General features: G+C 61.1%; 21 protein-coding genes. 8 read left to right on the forward strand and 13 right to left on the reverse strand.

The genetic code is table 11. The annotated features are described in order from the left end of the window. Positions 1 to 223 precede the first annotated feature (223 nt). The 4 genes from JNL55_RS13500 to JNL55_RS13515 all read left to right on the forward strand — a co-directional run bounded on the left by JNL55_RS13500 (position 224) and on the right by JNL55_RS13515 (position 4,811). Positions 224 to 778, forward strand: coding sequence for a PEP-CTERM sorting domain-containing protein (locus JNL55_RS13500; RefSeq protein WP_293853768.1), 555 nt, complete (start codon positions 224 to 226; stop codon positions 776 to 778). Between the two features lie 106 nt (positions 779 to 884). Beyond that, positions 885 to 1,973, forward strand: a complete 1,089-nt coding sequence (gene hemH / locus JNL55_RS13505) for a ferrochelatase (protein WP_293853770.1) — start codon at positions 885 to 887, stop codon at positions 1,971 to 1,973. Further along, a complete protein-coding gene (locus JNL55_RS13510; RefSeq protein WP_293853772.1) occupies positions 1,973 to 2,692 on the forward strand; it encodes a VOC family protein in 720 nt (239 codons plus the stop codon). The genes hemH and JNL55_RS13510 overlap by 1 nt, the downstream gene beginning before the upstream one ends. A 43-nt stretch (positions 2,693 to 2,735) precedes the next feature. Beyond that, positions 2,736 to 4,811, forward strand: a complete 2,076-nt coding sequence (locus JNL55_RS13515; protein ID WP_293853774.1) for a S46 family peptidase — start codon at positions 2,736 to 2,738, stop codon at positions 4,809 to 4,811. A gap of 39 nt (positions 4,812 to 4,850) precedes the next feature. On the opposite strand, the gene JNL55_RS13520 is transcribed toward JNL55_RS13515, so the two are convergent. Next, the gene (locus tag JNL55_RS13520; protein WP_293853777.1) at positions 4,851 to 5,597 is read right to left on the reverse strand and encodes a YceI family protein; all 747 of its coding nucleotides are present in this window, start codon (positions 5,595 to 5,597) and stop codon (positions 4,851 to 4,853) included. 105 nt (positions 5,598 to 5,702) lie between these two features. Between JNL55_RS13520 and JNL55_RS13525 the strand changes: the two genes are divergently transcribed. From JNL55_RS13525 to JNL55_RS13540, 4 genes are all read left to right on the forward strand, one after another. Further along, the gene (locus JNL55_RS13525) at positions 5,703 to 6,269 is read left to right on the forward strand and encodes a cytochrome b (protein WP_293853779.1); all 567 of its coding nucleotides are present in this window, start codon (positions 5,703 to 5,705) and stop codon (positions 6,267 to 6,269) included. After that, positions 6,266 to 6,853 (forward strand): YceI family protein, encoded by a 588-nt coding sequence (locus JNL55_RS13530; RefSeq protein WP_293853781.1) that lies wholly within the window; start codon positions 6,266 to 6,268, stop codon positions 6,851 to 6,853. The genes JNL55_RS13525 and JNL55_RS13530 overlap by 4 nt, the downstream gene beginning before the upstream one ends. A 43-nt stretch (positions 6,854 to 6,896) precedes the next feature. Further along, on the forward strand, positions 6,897 to 9,077 hold the full coding sequence (locus JNL55_RS13535) for an acetyl-CoA hydrolase/transferase C-terminal domain-containing protein (RefSeq protein WP_293853784.1): 2,181 nt from the start codon (positions 6,897 to 6,899) through the stop codon (positions 9,075 to 9,077). A gap of 125 nt (positions 9,078 to 9,202) precedes the next feature. Beyond that, entirely contained in the window at positions 9,203 to 10,036 is an 834-nt protein-coding gene (locus tag JNL55_RS13540) for a DUF4097 family beta strand repeat-containing protein (protein ID WP_293853786.1), read from the forward strand. A gap of 7 nt (positions 10,037 to 10,043) precedes the next feature. Here the strand turns inward: JNL55_RS13540 and pyrF are convergent, their stop codons facing one another. The 12 genes from pyrF to JNL55_RS13600 form a co-directional block, all read right to left on the reverse strand. Beyond that, positions 10,044 to 10,877 carry an orotidine-5'-phosphate decarboxylase gene (pyrF, locus tag JNL55_RS13545; protein WP_293853789.1) on the reverse strand — a complete coding sequence of 278 codons (834 nt, stop codon included), beginning with the start codon at positions 10,875 to 10,877 and terminating at the stop codon, positions 10,044 to 10,046. Between the two features lie 91 nt (positions 10,878 to 10,968). Then, a complete protein-coding gene (locus JNL55_RS13550) occupies positions 10,969 to 11,694 on the reverse strand; it encodes a 2OG-Fe dioxygenase family protein (protein WP_293853791.1) in 726 nt (241 codons plus the stop codon). A gap of 51 nt (positions 11,695 to 11,745) precedes the next feature. Next, positions 11,746 to 12,255: a tetratricopeptide repeat protein gene (locus JNL55_RS13555; protein WP_293853793.1), complete on the reverse strand. Its 510-nt coding sequence runs from the start codon at positions 12,253 to 12,255 to the stop codon at positions 11,746 to 11,748. A gap of 138 nt (positions 12,256 to 12,393) precedes the next feature. Beyond that, positions 12,394 to 12,816: a DUF4124 domain-containing protein gene (locus tag JNL55_RS13560; protein WP_293853795.1), complete on the reverse strand. Its 423-nt coding sequence runs from the start codon at positions 12,814 to 12,816 to the stop codon at positions 12,394 to 12,396. Positions 12,817 to 12,929: 113 nt separating this feature from the next. Further along, positions 12,930 to 13,856: a 5'-3' exonuclease gene (locus JNL55_RS13565; protein WP_293853798.1), complete on the reverse strand. Its 927-nt coding sequence runs from the start codon at positions 13,854 to 13,856 to the stop codon at positions 12,930 to 12,932. Beyond that, positions 13,850 to 14,404 (reverse strand): HNH endonuclease, encoded by a 555-nt coding sequence (locus JNL55_RS13570; protein ID WP_415923073.1) that lies wholly within the window; start codon positions 14,402 to 14,404, stop codon positions 13,850 to 13,852. Before JNL55_RS13570 ends, JNL55_RS13565 begins: the two co-directional genes overlap by 7 nt. A gap of 245 nt (positions 14,405 to 14,649) precedes the next feature. Beyond that, positions 14,650 to 16,050, reverse strand: coding sequence for an efflux transporter outer membrane subunit (locus JNL55_RS13575; protein WP_293853803.1), 1,401 nt, complete (start codon positions 16,048 to 16,050; stop codon positions 14,650 to 14,652). After that, positions 16,037 to 17,218, reverse strand: coding sequence for an efflux RND transporter periplasmic adaptor subunit (locus tag JNL55_RS13580; RefSeq protein WP_293853806.1), 1,182 nt, complete (start codon positions 17,216 to 17,218; stop codon positions 16,037 to 16,039). Before JNL55_RS13580 ends, JNL55_RS13575 begins: the two co-directional genes overlap by 14 nt. Further along, positions 17,205 to 20,399: an efflux RND transporter permease subunit gene (locus tag JNL55_RS13585; RefSeq protein ID WP_293853808.1), complete on the reverse strand. Its 3,195-nt coding sequence runs from the start codon at positions 20,397 to 20,399 to the stop codon at positions 17,205 to 17,207. Before JNL55_RS13585 ends, JNL55_RS13580 begins: the two co-directional genes overlap by 14 nt. Positions 20,400 to 20,504: 105 nt before the next feature. Further along, the gene (locus tag JNL55_RS13590; RefSeq protein WP_293853810.1) at positions 20,505 to 21,890 is read right to left on the reverse strand and encodes a sensor histidine kinase; all 1,386 of its coding nucleotides are present in this window, start codon (positions 21,888 to 21,890) and stop codon (positions 20,505 to 20,507) included. Then, positions 21,877 to 22,554 (reverse strand): response regulator transcription factor, encoded by a 678-nt coding sequence (locus JNL55_RS13595; protein WP_293853812.1) that lies wholly within the window; start codon positions 22,552 to 22,554, stop codon positions 21,877 to 21,879. The genes JNL55_RS13590 and JNL55_RS13595 overlap by 14 nt, the downstream gene beginning before the upstream one ends. Positions 22,555 to 22,631: 77 nt before the next feature. Beyond that, on the reverse strand, positions 22,632 to 23,531 hold a 900-nt coding region (locus JNL55_RS13600), incomplete at its 5' end, for an NAD(P)(+) transhydrogenase (Re/Si-specific) subunit beta (protein ID WP_293853815.1).

Here is a 23,531-nt window from a genome sequence, read left to right on the forward strand (position 1 = left end):
TAGCCGTGCATGAGGCCTCGTCGCAGGGCGCGCCAGTTTCTTGCCATTGGCTTACGGAAATAGCTGCAGCGCCGCGTCGGTAGGCATTACAAGTACCACACCCTGGCTATTGGCCGTCGGTACTACCCCGTCGCTATCTCACTGATCTGTATCGACAATATGCTGCTTGGCACAGCGGTTGCTTTATCTTCGCTGCGTGCTTAGAACCAACAGGATTACCCAGATGAAGCGTCTTTTTGCTCTCGTGCTGCTCGCGGTCGGCTTTATGGCCACCGCCCATGCCGACTACATCCCCGCCACTTGGACCGACTCGGCCCCGGTGGGCAATGGCATCTACATCGGCAACCGCGCTTCGTACACCTATACCCATGACCTGACCGACAACGGCTTCCGTCCGTTGAACGACGTGATCACCAGCTTCTGGTTGTCCATCAACCTGACGGACGACGATCACAGCGCCCGCGATGGCATCGAACTGGCCTTCGTCGACCTGCCGGGCGTGACCGGCGACCGCCTGGTCTACAACTTCGACCTGGCCGGTGAAGAGTACGGCGGCTGGTCCATCCTCGGCCTGCTGCAGCTCAACGTGCTGGGCACCCTGACGGTGACCATCAATTCCATCATCGGCGACTTCAACCTGGTCGGCTCGACCTTGACCGCTCGCGGCTTGAGCAACACCGCCGGCAGCGTGCCGGAACCGGGTGCTCTGGGCCTCCTGGGCGTCGGTCTGGTTGGCATGGCTCTCGCTCGCCGCCGCAAGCAGGCGAAGCGCGCCTAAAGCACGCATACCAATCTCCTGGTAGGGAAGGGCCCGCTTCGGCGGGCCTTTTTCTTTTTAGGGGCGTTTTTCTTTTTGCGGGTCGGGGTCATTAGACTGGCGCCCCATGGCTCAGTACCTCGGCGACTCCTCCTTTCAACACGGCAGCCCTGACCGGCTCGGTGTCTTGCTGGTCAATCTAGGCACGCCCGATGGGCCGGACCCCGGCTCGGTGCGGCGCTTTCTGGCTGAGTTCCTCTGGGATCCTCGCGTTGTCGAAGCGCCGCGGTGGATCTGGTGGCTGGCTCTGCACGGCGTGATCCTGCGAATCCGACCGTCGAAGAGCGCGCACGCTTACCAACAGGTCTGGACCCCAGCAGGCTCGCCATTGCTGATTCACAGCACCGCCCTGACCAAGCGCATCGCCGCTGCGCTCCAGCCGCGCTGGAATGCAGCCGTGGCGTTGGGCATGAGCTACGGCTCGCCTTCCATTCCGAGCGCGCTCGAAGAACTCAAACGCCAAGGCGCACGACGCATCGTCGTGTTGCCGCTATATCCGCAGTACTCAGGCACAACCACAGCGTCGGTGTTCGATCGAGTCACCCGCGAGCTGCAACGCTGGCGCTGGGTGCCGGAGCTGCGCTTCATCGGTAGCTATCACGACGACGCCGGTTACATCGGCGCCCTCGCCGCCAGCATCGAACAACACTGGCGCAGCGCCGAACGAAACCATCTGTTGTTTTCCTTTCATGGCATTCCCAAACGTTACGTCGAGTCCGGCGATCCTTACTACTGTCACAGCGTGAAGACCGCGCGACTGGTTGCCGAACGACTCGAGCTCACCGATAAGGACTGGAGCATCAGTTTCCAATCCCAAGTAGGCCGCGAAGAATGGCTGCGCCCCTACAGCGACGAACGTTTGCTCGAGCTGGCACGCAGCGGACCGAAGCGCATCACTGTGGTGTGCCCGGGCTTTGCCACGGACTGCCTGGAAACGCTGGAAGAAATCGCGCTGCGTAATCGCCAGTTGTTTCTCGACGCTGGCGGCGAAGCTTATGACTATGTGCCGGCACTGAACGCCGATGAATCGCATGTCTCAGCGTTGACTGCTTTGATCGAACGGCACGCGCAAGGCTGGACGGCACCGTCACAACAGTCGCCCGCTGACGCCGAAGCGACGCGGGCACGAGCGCTCCGCAGCGGCGCGCAGCGCTGATGTTCGGCCGCTTCCTCGAAATCAGTCTGTACGCTCCCGACATTCGGGACTCGCTGGCGTTCTACGAATCGCTCGGCTTCGTGCAGGCACCGGTCGGCGAAGCACTCAATCATCCCTATGCGGTGGTCACCGACGGCCGCTTGTTTCTGGGACTGCACGGAGCAACCATTGCCTCTCCGGCGCTGACATTCGTCATGCCGCGCCTCATGCATGGCATCGAACAGCTCGAACGATTGGGCATCGAGCTGGAGAACATCCAGCTCGGCAACGAAGTCTTCAATCGGGTCAGCTTTCGCGATCCGTCCGGTCAATGCGTCAACGTGTTCGAAGCACGCACCTTTTCGCCGCCGCAGCTCGACACCGACCCGGCCACCACCTGCGGTTATTTCAGCGAGTTCGCGCTGCCAGTGCGCGAGCCAGGCCCGATGCGCGTGTTCTGGGAAGCGCTGGGTTTCGTCGCCTGGGAGGAGCAACCTGAGCCATTCGCGCGTACGGCGATTACCAGTGACCACCTCAATCTGGCGTTGTATCGTTCGCGAGCTTTTCGTCAGCCGGTGCTGACGTTCGAAGATCCAGACATGCGTGAGCGCCTGGCTCGGCTCAAGGAACGCGGCTGCCAGCTTTCCGACGAAATGCCCGATAGTCTCGACGAATCGTGTAACGCCATCCTGATCGCGCCGGAAGGAACGCGGCTGCTGCTGTTACAGTCTGACGATTGACAGCTGTCGCCGGCGCGACGCTGTATACATCCAAGGAGAACCAATGTTACGAAGTCTCGTTGCCGCAGCGGCGGCGCTGCTTGCTGTGAGCGCCTCAGCGGACGAAGGCATGTGGACCTTCGACAATGTGCCGCAGGCCGCCATCCAGAAAAAATACCATGCCGCGCTCGACAAGCCGTGGCTGGACAAGCTGCAACGCTCGATCACGCGCCTGGAAGGCGGTTGCACCGGCTCGTTCGTTTCTCCCGACGGCCTGATGCTGACCAACCATCATTGCTCCATGTCGTGTCTGGCCGAGTTGTCCAGCACGACCGACAATTACGTGGACAACGGCTTCAACGCCAGCACGCGCAGTGCCGAAAAGAAATGTCCGACGCAAATCATCTCGGTATTGGTCGAGATGGAAAACGTCACTGCCAAGGTCAACGGCGCCACCGCGGGCCTGGCCGACGCGCAGGCCAATCAGGCCCGCAAACAAGAGCTGAGTAAGTTGGAAGCGGCGTGTACCGAGACTTCCAAGAAGCACCGTAGCGGCCCGCTCGCGTGCGAGTCGGTGACGCTGTATCAAGGCGGCCAATATTATTTGTACAAGTATCGTCGTTACGACGATGTGCGCATGGTGTTCGCGCCCGAACATGGCATCGCGGCGTTCGGCGGCGATCCGGATAATTTCAATTTCCCGCGCTGGAGCCTGGATTTCACTCTGATGCGCGCCTACGACAAGGGCAAGCCAGCCCGCACGCCGAATCACCTGACCTGGCGTGTCGAAGGCCCGCAGCCTGGTGAAGCCACCTTCGTCGCTGGCCATCCCGGCAGCACCAGCCGACTGCTCACGGTGGAGCAGCTGCGCTTCCAACGCGATGTTTCCGTCCCCTCCTACATCATTCGCAACACCGAGCTGCGCGGCCGATTGATTCAATGGAGCAAGACCGGCGAAGAACCGGCACGCATCGCCAGCGACTACCTGCAGAGCGTGGAAAACTCACTCAAGGTGTATCGCGGTTTCCAAACAGCCCTGCTGGACGACACCTTGTTTGCTCGCAAGACCTCCCAGGAACGTGAACTGCGTGAGCGCGTGAAAGCGGATGCGAAGCTTGCCGGCACGGTCGGCAATGCTTGGACCGACGCCGCCAACGCGCAGGACCGCTATCGTCAGATCTACGATCGTTATCTGTTCCTCGAAGCTGGCGCTGGCTTCAACAGCAAACAGTTCGGCTACGCCCGTCAGTTGGTGCGAGCCGCAGCCGAGCGCAGCAAGAGCAACGAACAGCGCCTGCGCGAATATGCCGATTCGAATCTGTCCAAGGTGTCGTCGGGCCTGCTCGCCAGCACACCGCTGTATCCAGACTTCGAACAAGTGACGCTGTCATTCTCGCTGGACAAGTTGCGCGAGACTCTCGGTCCGGACGACGCCGTGGTTCGCAAATTGCTGAGCACCGAATCGCCTGACTCGCTGGCGGCCAAGCTGGTCACCGAGAGCAAACTCGGCGATCCCGCCGTGCGTAAAGCCCTGTGGGAGGGTGGCGCTGCCGCGATAGCAAGCTCCACCGATCCGATGATCGTACTGGCTCGTGACATCGACGCCGAATCACGCGCGGTTCGCAAAATCTATGAAGACGAAGTGCAAGCTCCGGTCGCTGCCGCTCAGGAGCGCATTGCTAAAGCACGTTTCGCCGTGCTCGGCACCAACACCTATCCGGACGCGACCTTTACGCTGCGCTTGAGCGACGGCGCAGTCGAAGGCTGGAAGGAAAAAGGCGTTCAGGTCGAGCCATACACCAAGCTGTCGCGCCTGTATGAGCGCGCCACCGGCAAGGAGCCGTTTCGCCTGCCGCAGAAGTGGCTGGACGCGCGCGACAGGCTCGATGCCAACACGCCGTTTTGTTACGTGACCACCAATGACATCGTCGGCGGTAACTCCGGCAGCCCGCTGGTGGACACGCAAGGTCGATTGGTCGGCCTGGCCTTCGACGGCAACATCCATTCCATCGCCGGCAGCTTCTGGTACGACGGCGACATGAACCGCAGCGTCGCCGTGCACCCGGCCATCATCATCAGCGCGCTCAAAGATGTTTACGGCGCCACGGCGCTAGCCGACGAACTGCTCGGCAAGCGTTAGCTCTAGATAATTGGCGGGGCCGGCCGGCCCCGCCACCGCTCAGCGCTTCACCGCCACCAGGTTGAAGCGCACGTGCAGCCGGTCCTGCACTTCCAACGCCCCCAGCGCCACACTGAACGGTTTCATCCCGAACGCCGTTTGTTGAATATCGAACTCACCCTCGGCGGTCAGACGATCGCCATTCACGACGATCCTGGCTGGCACGATCACGTCCCGAGTGGTGTCCTTGATAGTGATGCTCGCGGTGATTTGCGGAGCTTGTATGGAGCCCGACAGCGACGCGGATTTCACTGTCACGCGCGGATAGGTTGCAGCGTCCAGCACCTCCTTACGGAGCATGTTCTTACGCGTTCCTTCCTTATCAGAGGCCGGAATCTCGAGCGGAAAATCGCTGCCGGCCGCGCGCCGCGCCTCGGGATCGTCGACGATCAGGTCGGCCACCGGAAATGACAAATCGAATCCGGACTGCGCCCACTGCGGCCGCAGCCAGACACGCCCGGTCACCGCTTTGCTGCTCATCACATGGTTGTGGCCCAGCCGGGCGAAGGTGCCGCCGCGATAAACCAAGATATGCAGAACCGAGTCCTGCGCAGCGATCTCATAAATCGCGGCGCCCTCCGGGACCGGCGGCGGAGCAGGCTCGCTCGGCGTCGGGGGCGGCACGTTCGGCGCGGGCGGCGGCTGTTTTACAGGTCGCGGGCAGGCGGTGAGACCCAGGCACAGCACCAGCAAAAGGGACGCCCGGCCGGCGGCAGTCCACGCACTTCGATTGCGGTCGATTAGCATCCAGGGGCTCCTACCGTGTCAGATTTGCAGCCTATTCAAGCCTCGCGTGGCCTCGCCCCGCGAATCGCTTACACTGTCGGCTCTAAGTGACCTGGGGTCGAAGTGATGCAACTGAAGAACGACGAATCGCGCTACGGCGTCGTCGCGCAGTTATTTCACTGGGCCGTGGTGGTCCTCATCATAGTTCAGTACATCCTGGCCAACCGCGCCGACAGCCTGCCGCTGGGCTCGGCCAAGATCGCGGTGCTGGCCCAGCACAAATCGTTTGGTATCACCATTCTGGCGCTGGCGCTGCTACGGCTGATCTGGCGCTGGCTCAATCCGGTGCCGGCCGAACCCAACGACATTCCACAGTGGCAACGGCTGGCAGCCCGCGTTTCCCACATCGGCCTGTATGGGCTGCTGTTGATCACGCCGCTGGCCGGCTGGCTCATGTCCTCGGCCCGCAACTTTCCCGTAAGCTGGTTCGGGCTGGTGACGCTGCCGGATTTCATCGCGCCCAGTAAACCGGCCTATGAGTTTTTGCACGAGACCCATGAAATTCTGGCGCTGACGCTATTTTGGCTCGCATTGCTACACGTTGCGGCCGCGCTCAAGCATCATTTCATCGACAAGGACAACGTGCTCCGGCGCATGCTGCCCGTCTCCTTGAAGGAACCGCCCCGCTCATGAAATCAAGTCGCACCCCTCATCGTCTCGCCGCCCGGCTGGTGCTGGGCTGCGCCGTCGGGCTGGCCGCCATGGTGGCCCTGGCGGCCGCGCAATGGAGCCTGCAGCCCAAGGAAAGCAAACTGACTTTTGTCGGCGAACAGGCCGGTGCCAAGTTCGAAGGCGGCTTCGACAAGTTCAGCGCCGACATCCGCTTCGATCCCAAGGATCTGGCAGCCAGCCGTTTCGACGTAAAAATCGACACCGCCTCGGTGAACACCCAAGACGGCGAGCGCGATCAAACCATCAAGAGCGCCGACCTGTTCGATGTGAAACGCTTTCCGAGCGCGCAGTACGTGGCCGACAAGTTCACGGACAAGGGCGGCAACAAATATTCCGCCACCGGCAAGCTCACCTTGCGCAACGTGACCAAGGACGTGCCCATCGACTTCACCTTCGAAAGCAAAGACGGTGCGGCGTGGCTCAAGGGCGCGGCCAAGCTGAAACGTCTGGACTTCGGCGTCGGCCAAGGCGAATGGAAAGACACTTCGACCGTCGGCAACGACGTGGAAGTGCGCTTCTCGTTGCGACTGAAAGGCGCTTCATGAGCCGCTTAACGAACGGCCCGCGCGTAGGGTAATAGTCGCGCCGATGGCCCTATCCGCTCCCCTCAAGTTCACGGCCCCCGACGACTGCGTGGAGGCCACGCTCAGCCGCGTCGGTAAGAATGTGGTGCTGGGCTTGCCCGTGGCTATCGGCAAGCCGAACACGTTGGTCAATGCGTTCGTAGCACGCGCGCTGACCGATCCCAGCCTGAAGCTGACCATCATCACGGCGTTGTCGTTGCGCACGCCTCGTGGCCGCAGCGACATGGAACGTCGCTTCATCGATCCGATCTCGCGTCGTCTGTTCGGCAACTACCCCGAGCTGGAATATCTGCGCCTGATCGAGCGGCACGCTTTGCCAGCAAACATCGAAGTGATCGAGTTCTATCTGGAACCCGGCGCCTGGCTGCGTAACGAACATATGCAGCAGCACTACCTGAGCAGCAACTACACGCACGTTGCTCGAGATGCTTTGCGCCGCGGACTCAACGTCATCGCTCAACAGGTTGCCGCACCACCCGCCGACGAAGCGCCTGGTTTGTTGAGCCTCGGCTCGAACGCCGACATGACTGCCGATCTGTTACCGCAAGTCGCGGCCTTGCGTGCCAGTGGCAGCGGCAAACCCTTCACATTGATCGGTCAGGTGCATCGTGAGATGCCCTTCATGTATGGCGACGCGCTGGTCACCGCCGACACCTTCGATTTCCTGGTCCAGGATCCGGGCACGTCGCTGTTCAGTCCGCCGAACATGCCGATTCCGCCCACCGAGCATGCCATCGCGTTGAACGTCAGCACGCTGATTCGCGACGGCGGCACACTGCAGCTCGGCATCGGTGAGTTGGGCGACGGCATTTGCTACGCCTTGCAACTGCGCCAACAACAGCCGGCGTTGTATCGAGAAATTCTGGAATCCACCGGCTTGCTGGCCCGTCATCGCCGCTTGATCGAAAGCGAAGGCGGCACGGCGCCTTTCGAACGCGGCTTGTATGGTTGTACCGAAATGCTGGCCGACGGCTTCCTGGACCTGTACCGCAGCGGCATCCTGAAACGTCGGGTCTATAACAGCGCCAAGCTGCAACGACTCATCGACGACGGCCACATCGACGAAAGCGTCAGCCTGCACACGCTGGACGCACTGGTTGAAGCCGGCATGAACCGCATGTCCTTCGCCGACTTTCAGGAATTCCGCGAAGTCGGTTTGTTTCGGGACGACGTCGAATACGACCGCGGCGTGTTGGTCACCCCGGACGGGCAAGAACTGCGCGCCACGTTCTCCGACCCTGAACAACGAGCCCAGATCGCCCAGCACTGCCTCGGCGACACGCTACGCAACGGCGTACTCGCCGACGCAGGCTTCTTCTTCGGCCCGAAAGGCTTCTATCAAGGCCTGCGTGAATTGCCGGCCGCTCAACGCAAGATGTTTGCGATGCGCGGCATCAGTTTCATCAACGAGATCTACGGTCACGAGTGGGAATTGAAAGTCGCCCAGCGTCGCTACGCGCGCTTCGTGAACACGACGATGATGGTGACCGGCTTGGGCGCAGCTGTTTCCGATGCGCTCAGCGACGGCCGAGTCGTCAGCGGTGTCGGCGGTCAATATAACTTTGTCGCCATGGCGCATGCGCTGCCTGAGGCACGCTCCATTCTTTGTGTGCGAGCCACGCGCACTGCCGACGGTAAAACCTCCTCCAACATCGTTTGGAGCTACGGACACGTCACGATACCGCGTCATCTGCGCGACATCGTCGTAACTGAATATGGCATCGCCGATCTGCGCGGCCGCACCGATCGAGAAATCGTCGAAGCGCTGGTCGGCATCATGGATGCGCGTTTTCAACATGAGTTCGTCGCCGACGCCCGCCGCGCCGGCAAATTGCCCAAGGATTGGCACATTCCTGAATCGGCTCGCAACAACACGCCGAATCAATTGGCCAAACAGTTCGCACCCTGGCGTGAACAAGGTTTGTTTGCCGAACTGCCGTTCGGCACCGACTTCACTGCTGAAGAAGTGGTGTTGGCCAAAGCCTTGCGCACCCTGCAAGCCGAAACTGAATCCTGGCCGGGCCGAGCTCGCGCCTTGCTGGATGCCGTTTTCAACGGCTCGCCGGTGCCTGCCGTGCAGCCCTATCTGGCCCGCATGGGATTGGCACAGACCAGCTCCCTGTCACAAGCCATGCAACGTCGGTTGCTGACCACCGCTCTTCGCAAAATTTTGCACACGGGCTGAGCAACGCCTATCTTTGCTGCCCCGCTGCGGCAGGCCAAGTGCCTGCCCTCTAGCGTGCCCGCGACTCCAATGATTGGCAGCTCGCGAATCGATCCGGTTTTACTTATTCGTACAGGAAGTCATACATGAACAAGTTTGCCGCCCACCTGCTGTGTTTTGCTTTGCTAAGCGGCGCCAGTGCCGCGGCGTGGGCACAGGATTGCAAGTTCAGTTCCGAGCGCGCGGCCAATTTCACCGGCCCGGTCAAGAGACTGGTGGTCTCGGCCGGCGCCGGTTATCTCAAAATCAAAGGCGAAGCGGGTGGCGGCGTAAAGGCCACGGGTCGTGCCTGCGCTTCCTCCGAAGCTTTGCTCGGCAAACTCACACTGGAAAGCCGCCGCGATGGCGACACTGTTTATCTAACAGTGGCCATGGCCGACGGCGCGGGCAACATGTTCAGTTTCAATCGCTACACCTCGCTGGATCTGGACATCGTCGTGCCACGCGACGCGCAACTCGAAATCAAAGATACCAGCGGCGATTTGGAATTGAGTGATGTGGCCTCGGCCAAGATCGACGACGACTCGGGCGATCAATTGCTGAAAAACATCAATGGCAATCTGGATATCAAGGACGCTTCCGGTGAGCTGCGCATCATCAGCGTGACCGGTAACGTTCAAGTCGTGGACACATCCGGTGACATCGACATCGAAGACGTGCGTGGCGATGTGAAGATTCTGAGCGACAGCGCCGGCGATATCGCCATCACCAAGGTCACCGGCAACGTCGAAATCGTCGACGACAATTCCGGCGACATCACCATTCGTGAGGTGAAGCGTAACGTCAAAATCGACAACGACAGTTCCGGCAACATCAATGTGAGCGATGTCGGGGGCAGCTTCAGCGTCATCATCGACACCAGCGGCACCATTCTTTACGAGCGCGTGGCTGGTAGCGTGAAGATTCCAGCCAAGACCTGAGTCGGGTCTATAACAATTCGCGCGCCTGCTCCTGCAGGCCGCGAATGGTGGCGCGAATGTCAGCAACGCTGCCGCCGTTGGCCAGGATGGCTCTAGAAACATTGGGCAGCACACGCCCTCGCGCCGACGGCATGCGCTTCAACACGTCTTGCATGGTCGCGCCTTGCGCGCCGACACCAGGAGCAAGAATGAACGACTGCGGCAAGGCGTCCACGGTTTCGGCGGCGTCATCGCAGGTCGCACCGACGACGGCGCCGATGTATTGCAGTCCTTCGCCGAAACGCCGATTGCGCAGCGTGATCTCACGACACAAGTTCTGAGCGACGGTTTCGCCGTTCGCCATACGAGCGGTTTGCAGCCCGAAGCCTTCGGGATTCGAAGAGCGCACGACGACAAACACGCCCCCTTCGGCACGAGCAGCAATGTCGAGAAACGGATCCAGCGCTGCCAGACCCAAATAGACATGCGTGGTGACTGCGTCGACTTGCAGCGTCGTGGTCGACGAGAAATAACCTTCGGCGTAAGCGGCACCGGTGGTGTCGATGTCGCCGCGCTTACCGTCGAGCAGCACCAACACTCCGCGACTACGCGCCAGCGACGTGAGTTCCTCTACCGCCTTGAAGCCAGCGCTGCCAAAGCGCTCGAAGAATGCCGACTGCGGCTTGAGCAACGAGATCCGGAACTCCGCCGCCTCCAGCACTCGCTTGCCGAATTCGAAGGCGCCGTCCGGGGTATTGGGCAGATTGCAGGACTTCAGCAGCGCCGCGGACGGATCGATACCGACGCACAGCGGGCTATGTGCGGCGATTTGCTGTTGTAAGCGAGCGGCGAAGGCGGTCATGAGCGCGAGTACCTGTGTCAGCCCCTATCGCAGGGACCGGGCATTGTACTTTCACGGGCGCCGGCCTGCTCGCCGGCAATGCGCCGACGGCTCAAGCCCCGGGCGCTTGGAAGCCCTGCTCGCGGAAGGTAATGACCAGCGTGTCGCGGACCCCGTCGGGGCCGTCGTTCTGGATCGGCGTGCTCTCGTGAATCACCTTGGCGTCATCGAGTAACAACGTCGTCCAGGGCGCAGTCATGGTGAAGCGCACACCTGACGTGCCTTCCGCCTCGAACACGCGCGTCTCACCGCCGCGCACGTTGAACCGGTTCACCAGAATGACCGCAACGTAGTCGACGCCGTCGCGATGTGCGCCTTCGGGCGTCGGCCGGCCGATGCCTTCCGCGGTGTCGATACGAAACTGATGAGCCTCGATATACCAGCGCGACGTGGGGCGCGCTCGGGAGACCAATTCCGCCAGGCCGCTCAGCAACCGAGTCCACACCGGCGCCTGCACAACTGCCGCAGTCATGGGATCGAACCAGCGTTCCATGCCGCCGTGAAGCGCGTTGTATTCGGTAGGTTGCCAGTGCGCGCGATGAGGGACCTGTTGCAGCCCGGAGCGATCGTGAATGAAACAACTATGCAGCCGCGAGCGATAGCGGCCGCCATCGCGCAAGTAGGCATCCCGAGGCAATTGATTCCAGGTGGGCGCCAGCGCGGTTAGATCGGCGAGTTGTAAGCCGCACTCTTGTGCCAACTCATCCGGTTGCAACAATACGCAACCCACTTCGTGCAGCGTGGTCGCTGCATCGTCATTCACTCTGGTCAGTTTCAAGTCCAACTCCCGCCGCGGGCCGCAGCGCGGCCCGCCCGGATCGCAATCGAATCAGCTCTTGTCCAGTTTGTCGGCCTTGGCTTCATCGGCCTTGGCTTCGGCGTTCTTACCCATTTCCTTGTAGATGTCGGAACGGCGGTAGTAGCCGTCCGGCTCGTTGGGCTCCAGCTCGATGGCTTTGCTGGCATCGGCCAGCGCCGACTCGGGCTTGTCCAACGAGATATAAATGCGGGAGCGGTTCAGATAACCGAAGGCGTCGGTGGGCTCCAGCTCGATGTACTTGTTGGCGTCTTCCAGCGCGGCATCGAACTTGCCCGACGAGTCGCGGGCGCGCGAACGAAGCATGTACAGCTCGGCGCGAGTCGGTGCCGCTTCGATGGCCTTACGAAGCAGGCCCTCAGCATCACGCGGCTGCCCCTTCTGCAGGGCCTTCTGCGCCTGAATCACCAAGTCGTCGACGGCTTTGTCTTGTGCCTGCGCCGGCGCGGCCAACAACCAAGCGGCCGTGAGCAGGCCGGCAGCGATGCGTCTTAATCCCATATGAGTACCTAAGCTAACCATGACGACCCCCTGACTGTGCCGATGCCCAGTGACTTGCCGAGTAGTTGTTGCTGATCTTGGGTCCTGACGCCGCTACTGACGTCGTTCGGCAACATTATGCGCTCACGCCGAGCGGCACAGGAATATCTACATCACACCTTACCTGCACTTTTCGGTACGCCGCTGCTCGCCGAGCCGCTGTTGACGTGCCTTCAAGCGCTCGCCTTCCTTGGCGCCATAACCGGTGCGCATCTTGGTCCGCACCTCACGTAAGGCCTGATCCAGCTTGGCGCATTTGAGGCCATGCTTGGCCGGATCGGTGCCGGCACCCCGCCCCGACTTGGGACGCTTGCTCGCCGCCTTGTTGGCGGTTGCGGCCGGCAAAGTGCGCTCGGGTGTCGGTGCAGGGGTGTAAACCGTCACGCGACTGGTGTCGGTCTGGTGCTGGTCGGCGTCAGCACCGCAGGGACGATCCGAGTAGACGGTGCCGCTGGCACCCGCGCAGCGGTAGATGGCCGGTTGCGCGTCGGCGCCCGACGCCACTCCTACTAGAACGAGTATTCCCAAAACGGTGACTTTCATCGCTGCTGCTCCTCATGCAAGGGCACGCAGGGTGCAGCCAGGGCCGCGCCATGAAGGGACTCAGTAGTGGGTTTTTGCCGCGAAACTCAGTCGCCCGCGGCCACCGAAAAGCGCTAGCTCAGGGCGGTGATGCGCTCGGCCTGATTCCGGAGCAGGCGGCCGAAGCCGACCACGTCGTAGAACTTGTTGAGTGCGCCCAGATCCGGCGGGCGCCGGCGCAACTGGGACATCTCCACATCGAGCGGCATATCGCAGGCTATCTCAGTGAGCTGGCGCGCCAGGAACGCAGCCTCGCGATGATCGCGCAGCTGGCCGCAGACGAAGCCGGCATTACGAAGCTTGATCTTCAACACTCGATCCAGGTCGCTATACAAATGCGTCAATGACTCGAAGTGATGAAACAACGTCGCGGCGGTCTTGCGGCCCACCCCCGGCACGCCGGGAATGTTGTCCACGGCATCGCCCATCAACGCCAGGAAACAGGCCATCTGCTCGGGCTTCACACCGAACCGATCGGCGATGCGGTCGTAACCGAAGCGCTTCTCGCTCAGATAATCCCAGTACTCGTCGCCCGGGCGGACCAGTTGCGATAGATCCTTGTCACGGGTCACCAGCACCACTTTGCGACCGTCGGCACGAGCACGCGTTGCCAGCGTGCCGATGATGTCGTCGGCTTCGTATTCGCAACTGACGAACGAACTGATGCCGAGGCCTTCGCACACGCGCTGGCATTGCACGAACTGCCGCTTCAACTCTTCGGGCGCCGGATCGCGATTGGCCTTGTACGGCGGATACAAACGATTCCGAAACGAGTTGATGCGACCGGAGTCGAATGCCACCGCGATGTGCTGGGGCCGCACCTGCTCGATCAAATCGCCGAGGAAGCGGCTGAAGCCATGCAGCGCATTGACCGCGTTACCGTCGGGATCGACGACCGCGAGCGGCACGGCGTGCCAGGAGCGAAACACAAAGACCGAAGCATCGATCAGGTATAGCGGCTGCTGGGCCGGCTGTTGGACAGCGAAAGCGGAATTCAACACTGCAGTTTCAGGCGGGCGTGCAACGGGCTGGAGCGTGGGAAGTGGGCTAGCAAATATTCCATCTGGTCCGCCAAGACGCGGCGGCCTTTCAAATAAATGTACTCGGCGTAAGTGGGCTTGAACGGCACGGCGATCAATTGCAGGCCGGCTTGTTCAGGCGTCAGCGATGCCTTCTGATTGTTACAACGACGGCAAGCCGTCACCACATTGGTCCATAAATCCAAGCCGCCCTGACTGAGCGGCCGGATGTGATCCCGCGACAGCATGCTCGTGGGGAAACGCTGCCCGCAGTACATGCACAAGTGCGCATCGCGTTTGAACAGCGTCTGGTTGTTCAGCGGCGGCGTGTAGTCGTGCCGCAGGTTACCGGGATTGTGAGTATGACCGATGGTGGCGATGATCGAATTGACCTCGACCACGGTCTGCAATCCGGAGCGTGCGTTGGTGCCGCCGAGCAAGCGATACAACTGCGTGCCACAGGTGTATGCCACCTGTTCCGTGTGGTAAAGCCGTACCGCGTCCCGGTAGTCAATCCACTCCAGGGGCATTCCTGAGACATCCGTCCGCAGGATTTCTTGGGTCAAGTTGTACAGCTGTGGTTGCACGACTCGAACACGACAAGGTGGCCCGCCAGACATTGGCCGGCCCGCAAAGCTTCAGCGGCTGCGTCGCACCCGCTGTCCTAAGATACGCGACTGTTGTGTAAAGATTCAACGTGATGGGCAGGATGCCCGAATGCAGCGGGCGCAGGGACGCGCAGGAGCTGCGGGCCGAATGCCCAAATGCCCTCAATTTAGCCTTGCCAGCCACCGCCCAAAGCTCGAATCAGCGCGACGCTGGCTCGTAGTTGTCGTGTTTCCAGGTCCAAAGCTTCGCGCTGCGCGTTCAGGGCCGTAGTCTGCGACTGCACCACTTCCAGGTAACTGACCGCGCCTTCGCGATACCTGTTCATCGCGAACTCCAGCGACCGCTGCGCCGAGGTGACCGCCGAGCGCTCAGATTCTGCAGCGTTTCCATAGTGATGCAGCAAGGCCAGGCTGTCTTCGACTTGCTGAAACGCCCCCAGCACCACACCTCGATACGAGGCGCCGGCTTCATCGAGCACGGCCCGGGCCTGGTCCACCCGCGCGCGACGCCGGCCTGCATCGAACAGTTCCAGCAGGATGGAAGGCCCCACCGACCACGCCGCGTTTGGCGCCGTCAGCCAATCGCTCGAGCGGTTGCTTTCGAAGCCATACACGCCACTGAGCGTAATAGCCGGGAAGTAAGCGGCCCGCGCCACGCCTACACTGGCATTCGCCGCCGCCGTCCGGCGCTGAGCCGCGGCGATGTCCGGCCGGCGTTGCAATAGGTTTGCAGGCACATCGCGCGGAATCTCAGGCAGTTGCAACGGAACTGAACGTGGCGTTAGGGAGAACTGCGACGGCGATTCGCCCACAAGCACTGCTATGGCGTGTTCGAGCGTGGCTCGCTGCGCCTGGCTCTGCGAGTTCTGCGACCGTGCGGTCTCCAACTGAGTTTGCGCACGAGCCACGTCGAGCCCGGACACGATGCCCGCTTCATGTCGTTCTTTGGTCAGCGACAGCGCTCGCTCGTAGGCAGCGACGGTATCGCCGAGCAGCGCGGCTTCGCGATCCAAGCCGTAGAGCGCGATGTAATAGTCGGCAAGTTGGGCTTGTAAGCTGAGTCGCGCGGATTCCAAATCGGCTGCCGCGGCACTGGCTTCGAGCTTGCCGGCGTTGACGTCATTGCGAACACGGCCCCACAGATCGACTTCATACGTCGCTTCGACGCCCGTTCCATACGAGTTGTAATAGCGAGGCGATGCTTCGCCCGCTGGCGGGCTCGTTTCCGACTGTCGAGCGCGCACGCCATCGGCACGTAGTGCGAACGATGGAAACAAACCGGAGCGAAGTTGATCTGCGAATGCTTTCGCTTGCTGATACCGAGCCAGCGCGGCTTGCAGATCGGGACTGTTCTCGATCAAGCGAGCTTGCAGGGTATTTAGTTCTTGGTCGCCATACGGCTGCCACCAAGAGTCGCGCGGGAGTTGATCGGCAGGTGCTGCCGGCGACCAAGGCGCGGGTTCTTTGTAGGCGTCGGCGACGGGGACTTCAGGTAGCTCGAGCTTCGGTGCGAACGAGCAGCCTGTCAGAGCCAACGCTGCGACTATCGTCAGCTCAACCCGACGCATTGTGACCTTGTGAGGCGTCCGCCTCCTTCACCTGCGACTGGAGCACACGAACCGTGCTGCCGGCGATCAAGCCGTCTGGCGGCGTGGCGATCACCCGATCAGTCACTTCGAGTCCTGTAGCCACTTCAATGAACGCGCCATGGTCTCGAGCAATCGTGATGGGCTTCATCACGACTTCATTGTTCGCACCAACCGTCGCGACACGCAGGCCTGACTGATCGAAGATCAGCGCACTCGCCGGCACTCGCAACGCCTGCGCACCGCCGGCCAATTCGAAGCTCACACTCGCATAACCGCCAGGCATCAACTCGCCCGTCCGGTTGTCCACACTGAGTTGGATGAGCGTGGTCCCAGTCGCCACATTGACCGATCGCGCCGAGGCTTCCACGGTCGCTGAATATTTCTTGCCCGGCTGATCCGGCACAGCAATCGACGCCGTCGCATGGGTGTTCAACTGACTCGCATACACCTGCGGCACATTCACATACACCCGCAATCGTCGCGTATCGGAAACCACAAACAACTCACGACCCGCACTACCGCCAGCAGCAATCAGCTCGCCAATATCGGTGTTACGCGCCGTAACGACACCGTCGAACGGCGCCACGATGCGCGTGAAGCCTTGCATCGTCCGCAAACGTTCCACGTTGGCACGTCCAGCCTTCACCAACGCTTCCTTGGCAGCCAGATCGCCGGCCTTCTCGTCCACTTCCTGCCGAGACACCGAGTCACGACCCAGCATGGACTGCCAGCGCTTGGCGGTGCTGGCAGCGAGCGCGGCATTGGCTTCGGCGCTGGCGAGATCCGCTTCAGCTTGTAACAACTGCTGCTCGATATCCGGCGCTTCGATCTCAGCCAACAACTGCCCTGCCTTCACCGGCGTGCCGATATCGACCTTCCACGTCTTCAAGTAACCAGCAACCCGAGCATGCAATGGCGCACGAGACAGCGCTTCCAAACGACCCGGCAATTCCAACCGAGCCGCGGCATCTTCATTCGTCGGAGAGATGACGGCGACCGTTGGAATGGCTTGCTCTTCGGTCCACTCGCGCAGCTCGCGGCGATCATGGGCACGCAATCCGATCCCAGATACGACGATGACAATGGCAATGACGGCGATGACCACGCCGAGACGGCGCAATCCGCGATGCGAATCAGTGGGCGACATGAGGTTCTCCTGCAATCGACGGCGTGGCCTGCGGCGTCGGCTTGCGGGCGTAGTGACGATGCACGATGCTGAACACGATAGGAACGAAAATGAGCGTGGCGATCGTGGCGAAAATCAGGCCGCCGACCACAGCGCGACCCAGCGGCGCGTTCTGTTCGCCGCCTTCGCCGAGACCCAGCGCCATCGGCGCCATGCCGATGATCATGGCGAGTGCCGTCATCAACACGGGCCGGAAGCGAACGAAGCCAGCATCGATAGCCGCAGCGACAGGATCAGCCAACTCTTCCAAACGCTCGCGCGCGAAGCTCACCACCAACACGCTGTTGGCCGTGGCAACACCCATACACATGATGGCGCCAGTGAGCGCCGGCACCGACAGCGTCGTAAACGTGGTGAACAACATCCAGACGATGCCCGCCAGCGCCGCCGGCAACGCACTGATGATGACGAACGGATCGCTCCAGGACTGGAAGTTCACCACCACCAGCAAATAGATCAGCACGATGGCGCCGACCAGGCCCCAGATCAGCCCCGAGAATGAGCTGTTCATGGTGCGTTCCTGGCCGACCAATTCCACCGAGGAACCCTTGGGCAACTCCTTGGCATGAGCAGCGACCACCTCGCGAATGCCCGAAGTCACCGAGCCGAGATCGCTGCCCTGAGTAGTCGCGAAGATCTGAATCATCGGCTGAATATTGTATTGAGAGACCACGCCGCTCGCGGTAGTCCGAGTGATATCGGCAAGGCCGCCCAACAGCTGCGACGTTCCGCCACTGGTGCCGGTGACAGGCAGGGTGGCGAGCGAGCTGAGTTCATCCATCCGGTACTGCGGCGTCTGCATGACGATGGGGTACTGGATATTGGTCTCGGGATTCAGCCAGAACGTGGGCGCGACCTGCACCGATCCCGCCAGATTGACCACCATGCTGTTAGTGACATCACGCTCGGTGAGGCCGGCGTATTGAGCGCGCGTACGATCCACGTCGACATCGAAGGCCGGCAGGCTGCGCACCTGTTGAATGCGCACGTCGGCGATGCCTGGAATCCGTTTGATCTCACCCAGCAACTGCTCGGCATAGGCAAAGTTCGCCGCCTGATTGTTGCCACGGACTTGGAGATCGATGGGCGCCGGCGAGCCGAAGTTCAAAATCTGACTGACGATGTCGGCCGGCGTGAACGCAAAGCTGGTGCCGGGAAACCGTTTCGGCAGCTCCTCACGCAGCTTGCGAACATAGTGGGCCGTCGGTCCGTGCTCTTTTTCCAGCGTGATCTGGATGTCGCCATCCTGCACGCCGATGGTGCCGGTGTTGTTGTAAGTCATGTTGATGCTGGAGAACGGCATGCCGACGTTGTCTACTAGCAGCATCAGCTCATCGTCTGGAATGACCTGTCGGATCGTGTCTTGAATCCGTGCGGACAGATTGGCCGTCTCTTCCACGCGCGTGCCAGGCTGCGCACGGAAATGAATCATGATCTGGCCCGAGTCCACCGACGGGAAAAAATTCCGGCCCAGGAACGGCACGAGCAGGAACGACGCCAGCACGAATGCCATGAAGCCGGTCACGAAGCCGCGCCGATGCGCCATCGCGGTCACCAGCAGCTCTTTATAACCGCCGCGGAAACGCTCGAACCGTTCTGAGAACCCGCGCTGGAAATTCACCAGAGGATTGGTCGACGGCGCGCTGAGCTCTGCGTGCGAATGCGGCCGTAGCAGGTACATCGCCATGGTCGGCACCAAGGTGCGCGACAGAATGAACGAACACACCATCGCGTAAATCACCGCCAACGCCATGGGCACGAACAGAAAGCGCGCCACGCCTTCGAGAAAGAACATCGGCACGAACACGATACAAATACATAGCAACGAGACGAACGCCGGCGTGACGATCTGCGCTGCGCCGTCGAGGATGGCAGTTTGCACATCCTTGCCGTGTTCCAGATGCCAATTGATGTTCTCGATGGTCACGGTGGCGTCGTCGACCAGGATGCCCACCGCCAACGCCAGGCCGCCCAGCGTCATGATGTTCAAGGTTTGCCCGGTCAAGGCCAGCAGGAAAATCGAGCCCAAGACTGCTAGCGGAATCGACGTAGCGATGATGACAGTCGAACGCCAACTACCGAGGAACAACAGAATCATCAGGCTGGTCAGCAGCGCCGCGATCGCGCCTTCGACCACCACGCCGGTGATGGCGCTACGAACGAAAATGGATTGATCGCCGATGGGCTTGATCTGCAGCTGATCCGGCAGCTGCGCCTTGATCTGCTCGGCGCGCCTTTTCACGCCTTCAATCACTGCCAGCGTCGATGCCGAGCCGCTCTTCAGCACCGTGAGCAACACTGAGCGCGAGCCAGCGACATGCACGATATTGGTCTGCGGAGCATTGCCGTCGCGCACGTGTGCCACGTCGCGCAAATAAACCATCGCACCGTCGACCACGCGAATCGGCAATCGACCCAGGTCTTCGATGACCGATGGGCTGTTGTTCAAATTGATGACGTACTCGAAGCCGCCGATCTTTTGCGTGCCCACCGGCGTGATCAGATTCTGCGCGGCCAGTGCATTGGCTACATCGGTACCCGACAGACCGCGCGCCTGCAAAGCCGTGGGATCGAGATCGATTTGGATTTGCCGACTCTTACCTCCGAACGGGTAAGGCACAGCGGCGCCCGGCACGGTCACCAGCTGAGTACGAATATGATTGATGCCCAAATCGCTGAGCTGCTGCTCGCTCATGCCTTCGCCCGACAACGCCAGCTGCAGGATCGACACGGTCGACGCGCTGTAATTCAGAATCATCGGCGGATTCACGCCAGGCGGCATTTGTTTCAGCAGCGTCTGTGCCACCGCCGTCACCTGTGCGTTGGCCGTGTTGATGTCGGCAGTGGGCTGGAAAAAGATCTTGATGACACCGAAGCCGGTGTACGAGTGCGCTTCGATATGTTCGATGTCGTTGACCGTGGTGGTCAGCGTGCGCTGAAAGTTGGTAGTGATACGTCCGGACATGCCATCCGGCGGCAGGCCGGCGTACTGCCACACCACGCTGATCACCGGGATCCGAATGTTCGGGAAGATATCCGTGGGCGTGCGCAGGATGGCGAGCACGCCGAAGATCAGGATGAGCAACGCCAGCACCACGAATGTGTACGGGCGGCGTAGAGCAATTTTGACGATACCGAGCATGCGGGGAATGACAGGATCTTTGAAGGATCATTATGGGTCCGCGCATCCCCGAGCACAGACCCCAGCACATGAAAGCTTTTTTAAGTATTCCTCACCGACTGGCCACTACGCACTGGCCTGGCGCACCGGGCCACATAACACCGTAAACCATGCACCACCCGCGGGATTGTCGACAATCTGTAGTTGATAGCCATGCAATTTGACGATGGCCGCCACAATGGACAACCCCAAGCCGGAACCCGACACGTCCTTGCTACTGCAGGCACTCCGGTAGAACCGCTGCAATACCGCCTCACGCTCCGAGCTGCGAATGCCCGGACCGCTATCGATTACGTCGATGCGCGCGCCGTTGCCGACATCGTGCACCAAGCGCAAATGAATGCTGCCGCCGGCAGGCGTGAATTTAATGGCGTTGTCGACGATGTTGGAAACGGCTTCCAGCAGTAGATGCGGATCGCCGCGCACCTGAGGCACGCCGGGCGCGATCTCGAACGAGAACGTGATGTGCTTGTCCTCGGCCAGCGGTGTGTAAATCTCACGCACATGGTCGAACGTATTCAACAGATTCACGTCGGTGAAGCCGGCGCGCCGATGCATGTCCTCCAACTCGGAGATTCGCAACAGCGCGCGAAAGCGGTCCAACAACGAATCCACATCGAGGATGGCCTGCTCCATCATCGGGGCATACGCGGCATTGCCGGCGTCGCGGTGCATGCGATGCAGTTGCGAACGCAATCGAGTCAGCGGTGTGCGCAGGTCGTGCGCGATGCTGTCGCAGACGCCTTTGACCTCGCTCATCAGCCGTTCGATCTCTTCCAACATCGAATTGACGATGCCGGCCAGCATGTCCAACTCGTCACGACGACCGGAGACGGGCAGGCGCTCATGCAAATCGCCACGCATGATGGGTTGCGCGGCGGACTCCAGCAGACGCAGCCGTTGTAATGGCCCACGCGCCAACCACAAGCCGCCGATCAATCCCGGAATGATGGTGAGCGTCAGCCCCCAAATCAGCGAGCGATAAATGATGGTGTTCACTTGATCGATCACGCTGGTGGCACGCGCCAGGATCAATACTTCACCGGAGCTGACTTTGGTCGCGAGTCCCCGCGCACGCACCGGCTCTTTGACACCTTCCTTACGCACGCCGCCCGGCAGGAAATGCACCACGCCATCCAGCGACACGCCGTTCGGTACTTGCTCGATGTTGCCGGTGATCTTGTGGCCCTCGGCGTCGAACAAGCCATACAACATCACGCCTTGCATATCGAGCGCATCGGTCTGCGCCATGGCGTCGGGCAAGCGCGCCCGGTCGATGTGAGTGAGATAATGAATGCGTTGACGCAGGATCTCGTCGACGACACCGGACAGGTAGCGCATGGTGTCGTACTGCACCCAGCCGATCAGCAGCACGCTCCAAACTACGAACAGAACGCCGTAAACCGGCAGCAGTCGAACCGTGCTGACGCGCGACAGCTCAGCGAGCTTCAAGCACGTACCCTACTCCGCGCACGGTATGGATCAGCGCATCGCGTTCCGGTGGATCGAGCTTGCGACGCAGCCGACCGATATGCACTTCGATGACGTTGGTGCCCGGGTCGAAGTGATAACCCCACACCGCTTCGAAAATCATGGTGCGCGTCAGCACCCGACCGCTATGACGCATCAGAAACTCGAGCAGCTTGAATTCGGTGGGCAACAGATCCAGCAAGTTGCCGCCGCGGCGCGCGGTCCGGTCGATGAGATCGAGCTCGAGATCGCCCACTCGCAGCGCCATGGGTCGCGCGATACCGGCATGACGACGCAACAGGACTTCGATGCGAGCGGCCATCTCATCGGGATTGAACGGCTTGGTGAGATAGTCGTCGCCGCCGGCACGCAGGCCGCGAACGCGTTCATCGGCATCGGACAGCGCACTGATCATGAGCACCGGGGTTTGCACCCCCGACTCTCGCAGGCGCGTGACCAGCGTCAGGCCATCCATGCCCGGCAGCATGCGATCCAGCGTGATGGCGTCATAAAACCCCCCTCGCGCGCGCTCCAAGCCGCTATTGCCGTCGCCCACCCATTCGGTATCCAGGCCGTACCGCTGCAACTCGGCGCAGATTTCATCCGCGGTCACGCGGTCGTCTTCGATGATGAGCACTCTAGCCACGGGGGCCAGCGTACCGCCCCGGGCCCGGGGCGGCAATTAACGATCAGTTTAAGAAGGCCCCGCAGAAGGCCGGCGGCCTAGTGGCCGCTGCCTTCCAGCGATTTCACCGCCTGAATCATGGCCACCATCACCTTCTGCGCATCGCCATACACCAGGTTGGTGTTGTCGGCGAAGAACAGTTCGTTCTCCACGCCCGAATAGCCCTTACCCTGGCCGCGCTTGATGACATAAACCTGCTTGGCCTGATCCACATTCAGAATGGGCATGCCGTAGATGGGGCTGGATTTGTTGGTGCGCGCCGCCGGATTCACCGTGTCGTTGGCGCCGATCACGATGGCGACGTCGGCTTCCTTGAACTCGCCGTTGATATCTTCCAAGTCGTAGATCATGTCGTACGGCACGCCGGCCTCGGCGAGCAGCACGTTCATGTGACCCGGCATGCGGCCCGCCACCGGATGAATGGCGAACTTCACTTCGACGCCGGCATCGGTCAACAGTTTCACGAACTCATACAGTTTGTGCTGAGCCTGTGCCACCGCGAGCCCGTAGCCCGGCGCGATGATGACCTTCGACGCATAGCGCATGTTGACCGCAGCGTCGCCCGCTTCGGCTGGCTTCTGCGAGCCTTTGATCTCCCCTTGCTCTTCGCCACCGGCGGCACCGAAGTTACTGAAGATCACATTCGAGACGCTGCGGTTCATGGCCTTGGCCATCAACAATGTCAGCAAGGTACCGGCCGAGCCGACCACCATGCCGGCAATCATCAGCGCCGGGTTCTGCAACACATAACCTTCGAAGCCCACCGCGAGACCGGTGAAGGCGTTGTACAGCGAGATCACCACCGGCATGTCAGCACCGCCGATGGGCATCGTCATCAACACGCCGAAGATCAACGCGCCGATGAAGAACGCCGCGACGACGCCAGGATGTGCGTGACCGTGCGCGACGAACACGATGTAAATGCCGACCCCGAGCGT

Origin of the sequence: Steroidobacter sp., assembly GCF_016790065.1 — a bacterium.
In the GTDB taxonomy this organism is placed as follows: Bacteria; Pseudomonadota; Gammaproteobacteria; order Steroidobacterales; family Steroidobacteraceae; genus Steroidobacter.

What these genes read in the sequence shown, in the direction of transcription:
- JNL55_RS13575 (WP_293853803.1), bottom strand. Translation starts at nt 16,050, where the DNA reads ATGCGTCGGGTTGAGCTGACGATAGTCGCAGCGTTGGCTCTGACAGGC.
- JNL55_RS13535 (WP_293853784.1), top strand. Translation starts at nt 6,897, where the DNA reads ATGGCCCTATCCGCTCCCCTCAAGTTCACGGCCCCCGACGACTGCGTG.
- JNL55_RS13515 (WP_293853774.1), top strand. Translation starts at nt 2,736, where the DNA reads ATGTTACGAAGTCTCGTTGCCGCAGCGGCGGCGCTGCTTGCTGTGAGC.
- JNL55_RS13560 (WP_293853795.1), bottom strand. Translation starts at nt 12,816, where the DNA reads ATGAAAGTCACCGTTTTGGGAATACTCGTTCTAGTAGGAGTGGCGTCG.
- JNL55_RS13555 (WP_293853793.1), bottom strand. Translation starts at nt 12,255, where the DNA reads ATGGTTAGCTTAGGTACTCATATGGGATTAAGACGCATCGCTGCCGGC.
- JNL55_RS13580 (WP_293853806.1), bottom strand. Translation starts at nt 17,218, where the DNA reads ATGTCGCCCACTGATTCGCATCGCGGATTGCGCCGTCTCGGCGTGGTC.
- JNL55_RS13585 (WP_293853808.1), bottom strand. Translation starts at nt 20,399, where the DNA reads ATGCTCGGTATCGTCAAAATTGCTCTACGCCGCCCGTACACATTCGTG.
- JNL55_RS13525 (WP_293853779.1), top strand. Translation starts at nt 5,703, where the DNA reads ATGCAACTGAAGAACGACGAATCGCGCTACGGCGTCGTCGCGCAGTTA.
- JNL55_RS13570 (WP_415923073.1), bottom strand. Translation starts at nt 14,404, where the DNA reads ATGCCCCTGGAGTGGATTGACTACCGGGACGCGGTACGGCTTTACCAC.
- JNL55_RS13500 (WP_293853768.1), top strand. Translation starts at nt 224, where the DNA reads ATGAAGCGTCTTTTTGCTCTCGTGCTGCTCGCGGTCGGCTTTATGGCC.
- JNL55_RS13520 (WP_293853777.1), bottom strand. Translation starts at nt 5,597, where the DNA reads ATGCTAATCGACCGCAATCGAAGTGCGTGGACTGCCGCCGGCCGGGCG.
- JNL55_RS13540 (WP_293853786.1), top strand. Translation starts at nt 9,203, where the DNA reads ATGAACAAGTTTGCCGCCCACCTGCTGTGTTTTGCTTTGCTAAGCGGC.
- hemH (WP_293853770.1), top strand. Translation starts at nt 885, where the DNA reads ATGGCTCAGTACCTCGGCGACTCCTCCTTTCAACACGGCAGCCCTGAC.
- pyrF (WP_293853789.1), bottom strand. Translation starts at nt 10,877, where the DNA reads ATGACCGCCTTCGCCGCTCGCTTACAACAGCAAATCGCCGCACATAGC.
- JNL55_RS13510 (WP_293853772.1), top strand. Translation starts at nt 1,973, where the DNA reads ATGTTCGGCCGCTTCCTCGAAATCAGTCTGTACGCTCCCGACATTCGG.
- JNL55_RS13530 (WP_293853781.1), top strand. Translation starts at nt 6,266, where the DNA reads ATGAAATCAAGTCGCACCCCTCATCGTCTCGCCGCCCGGCTGGTGCTG.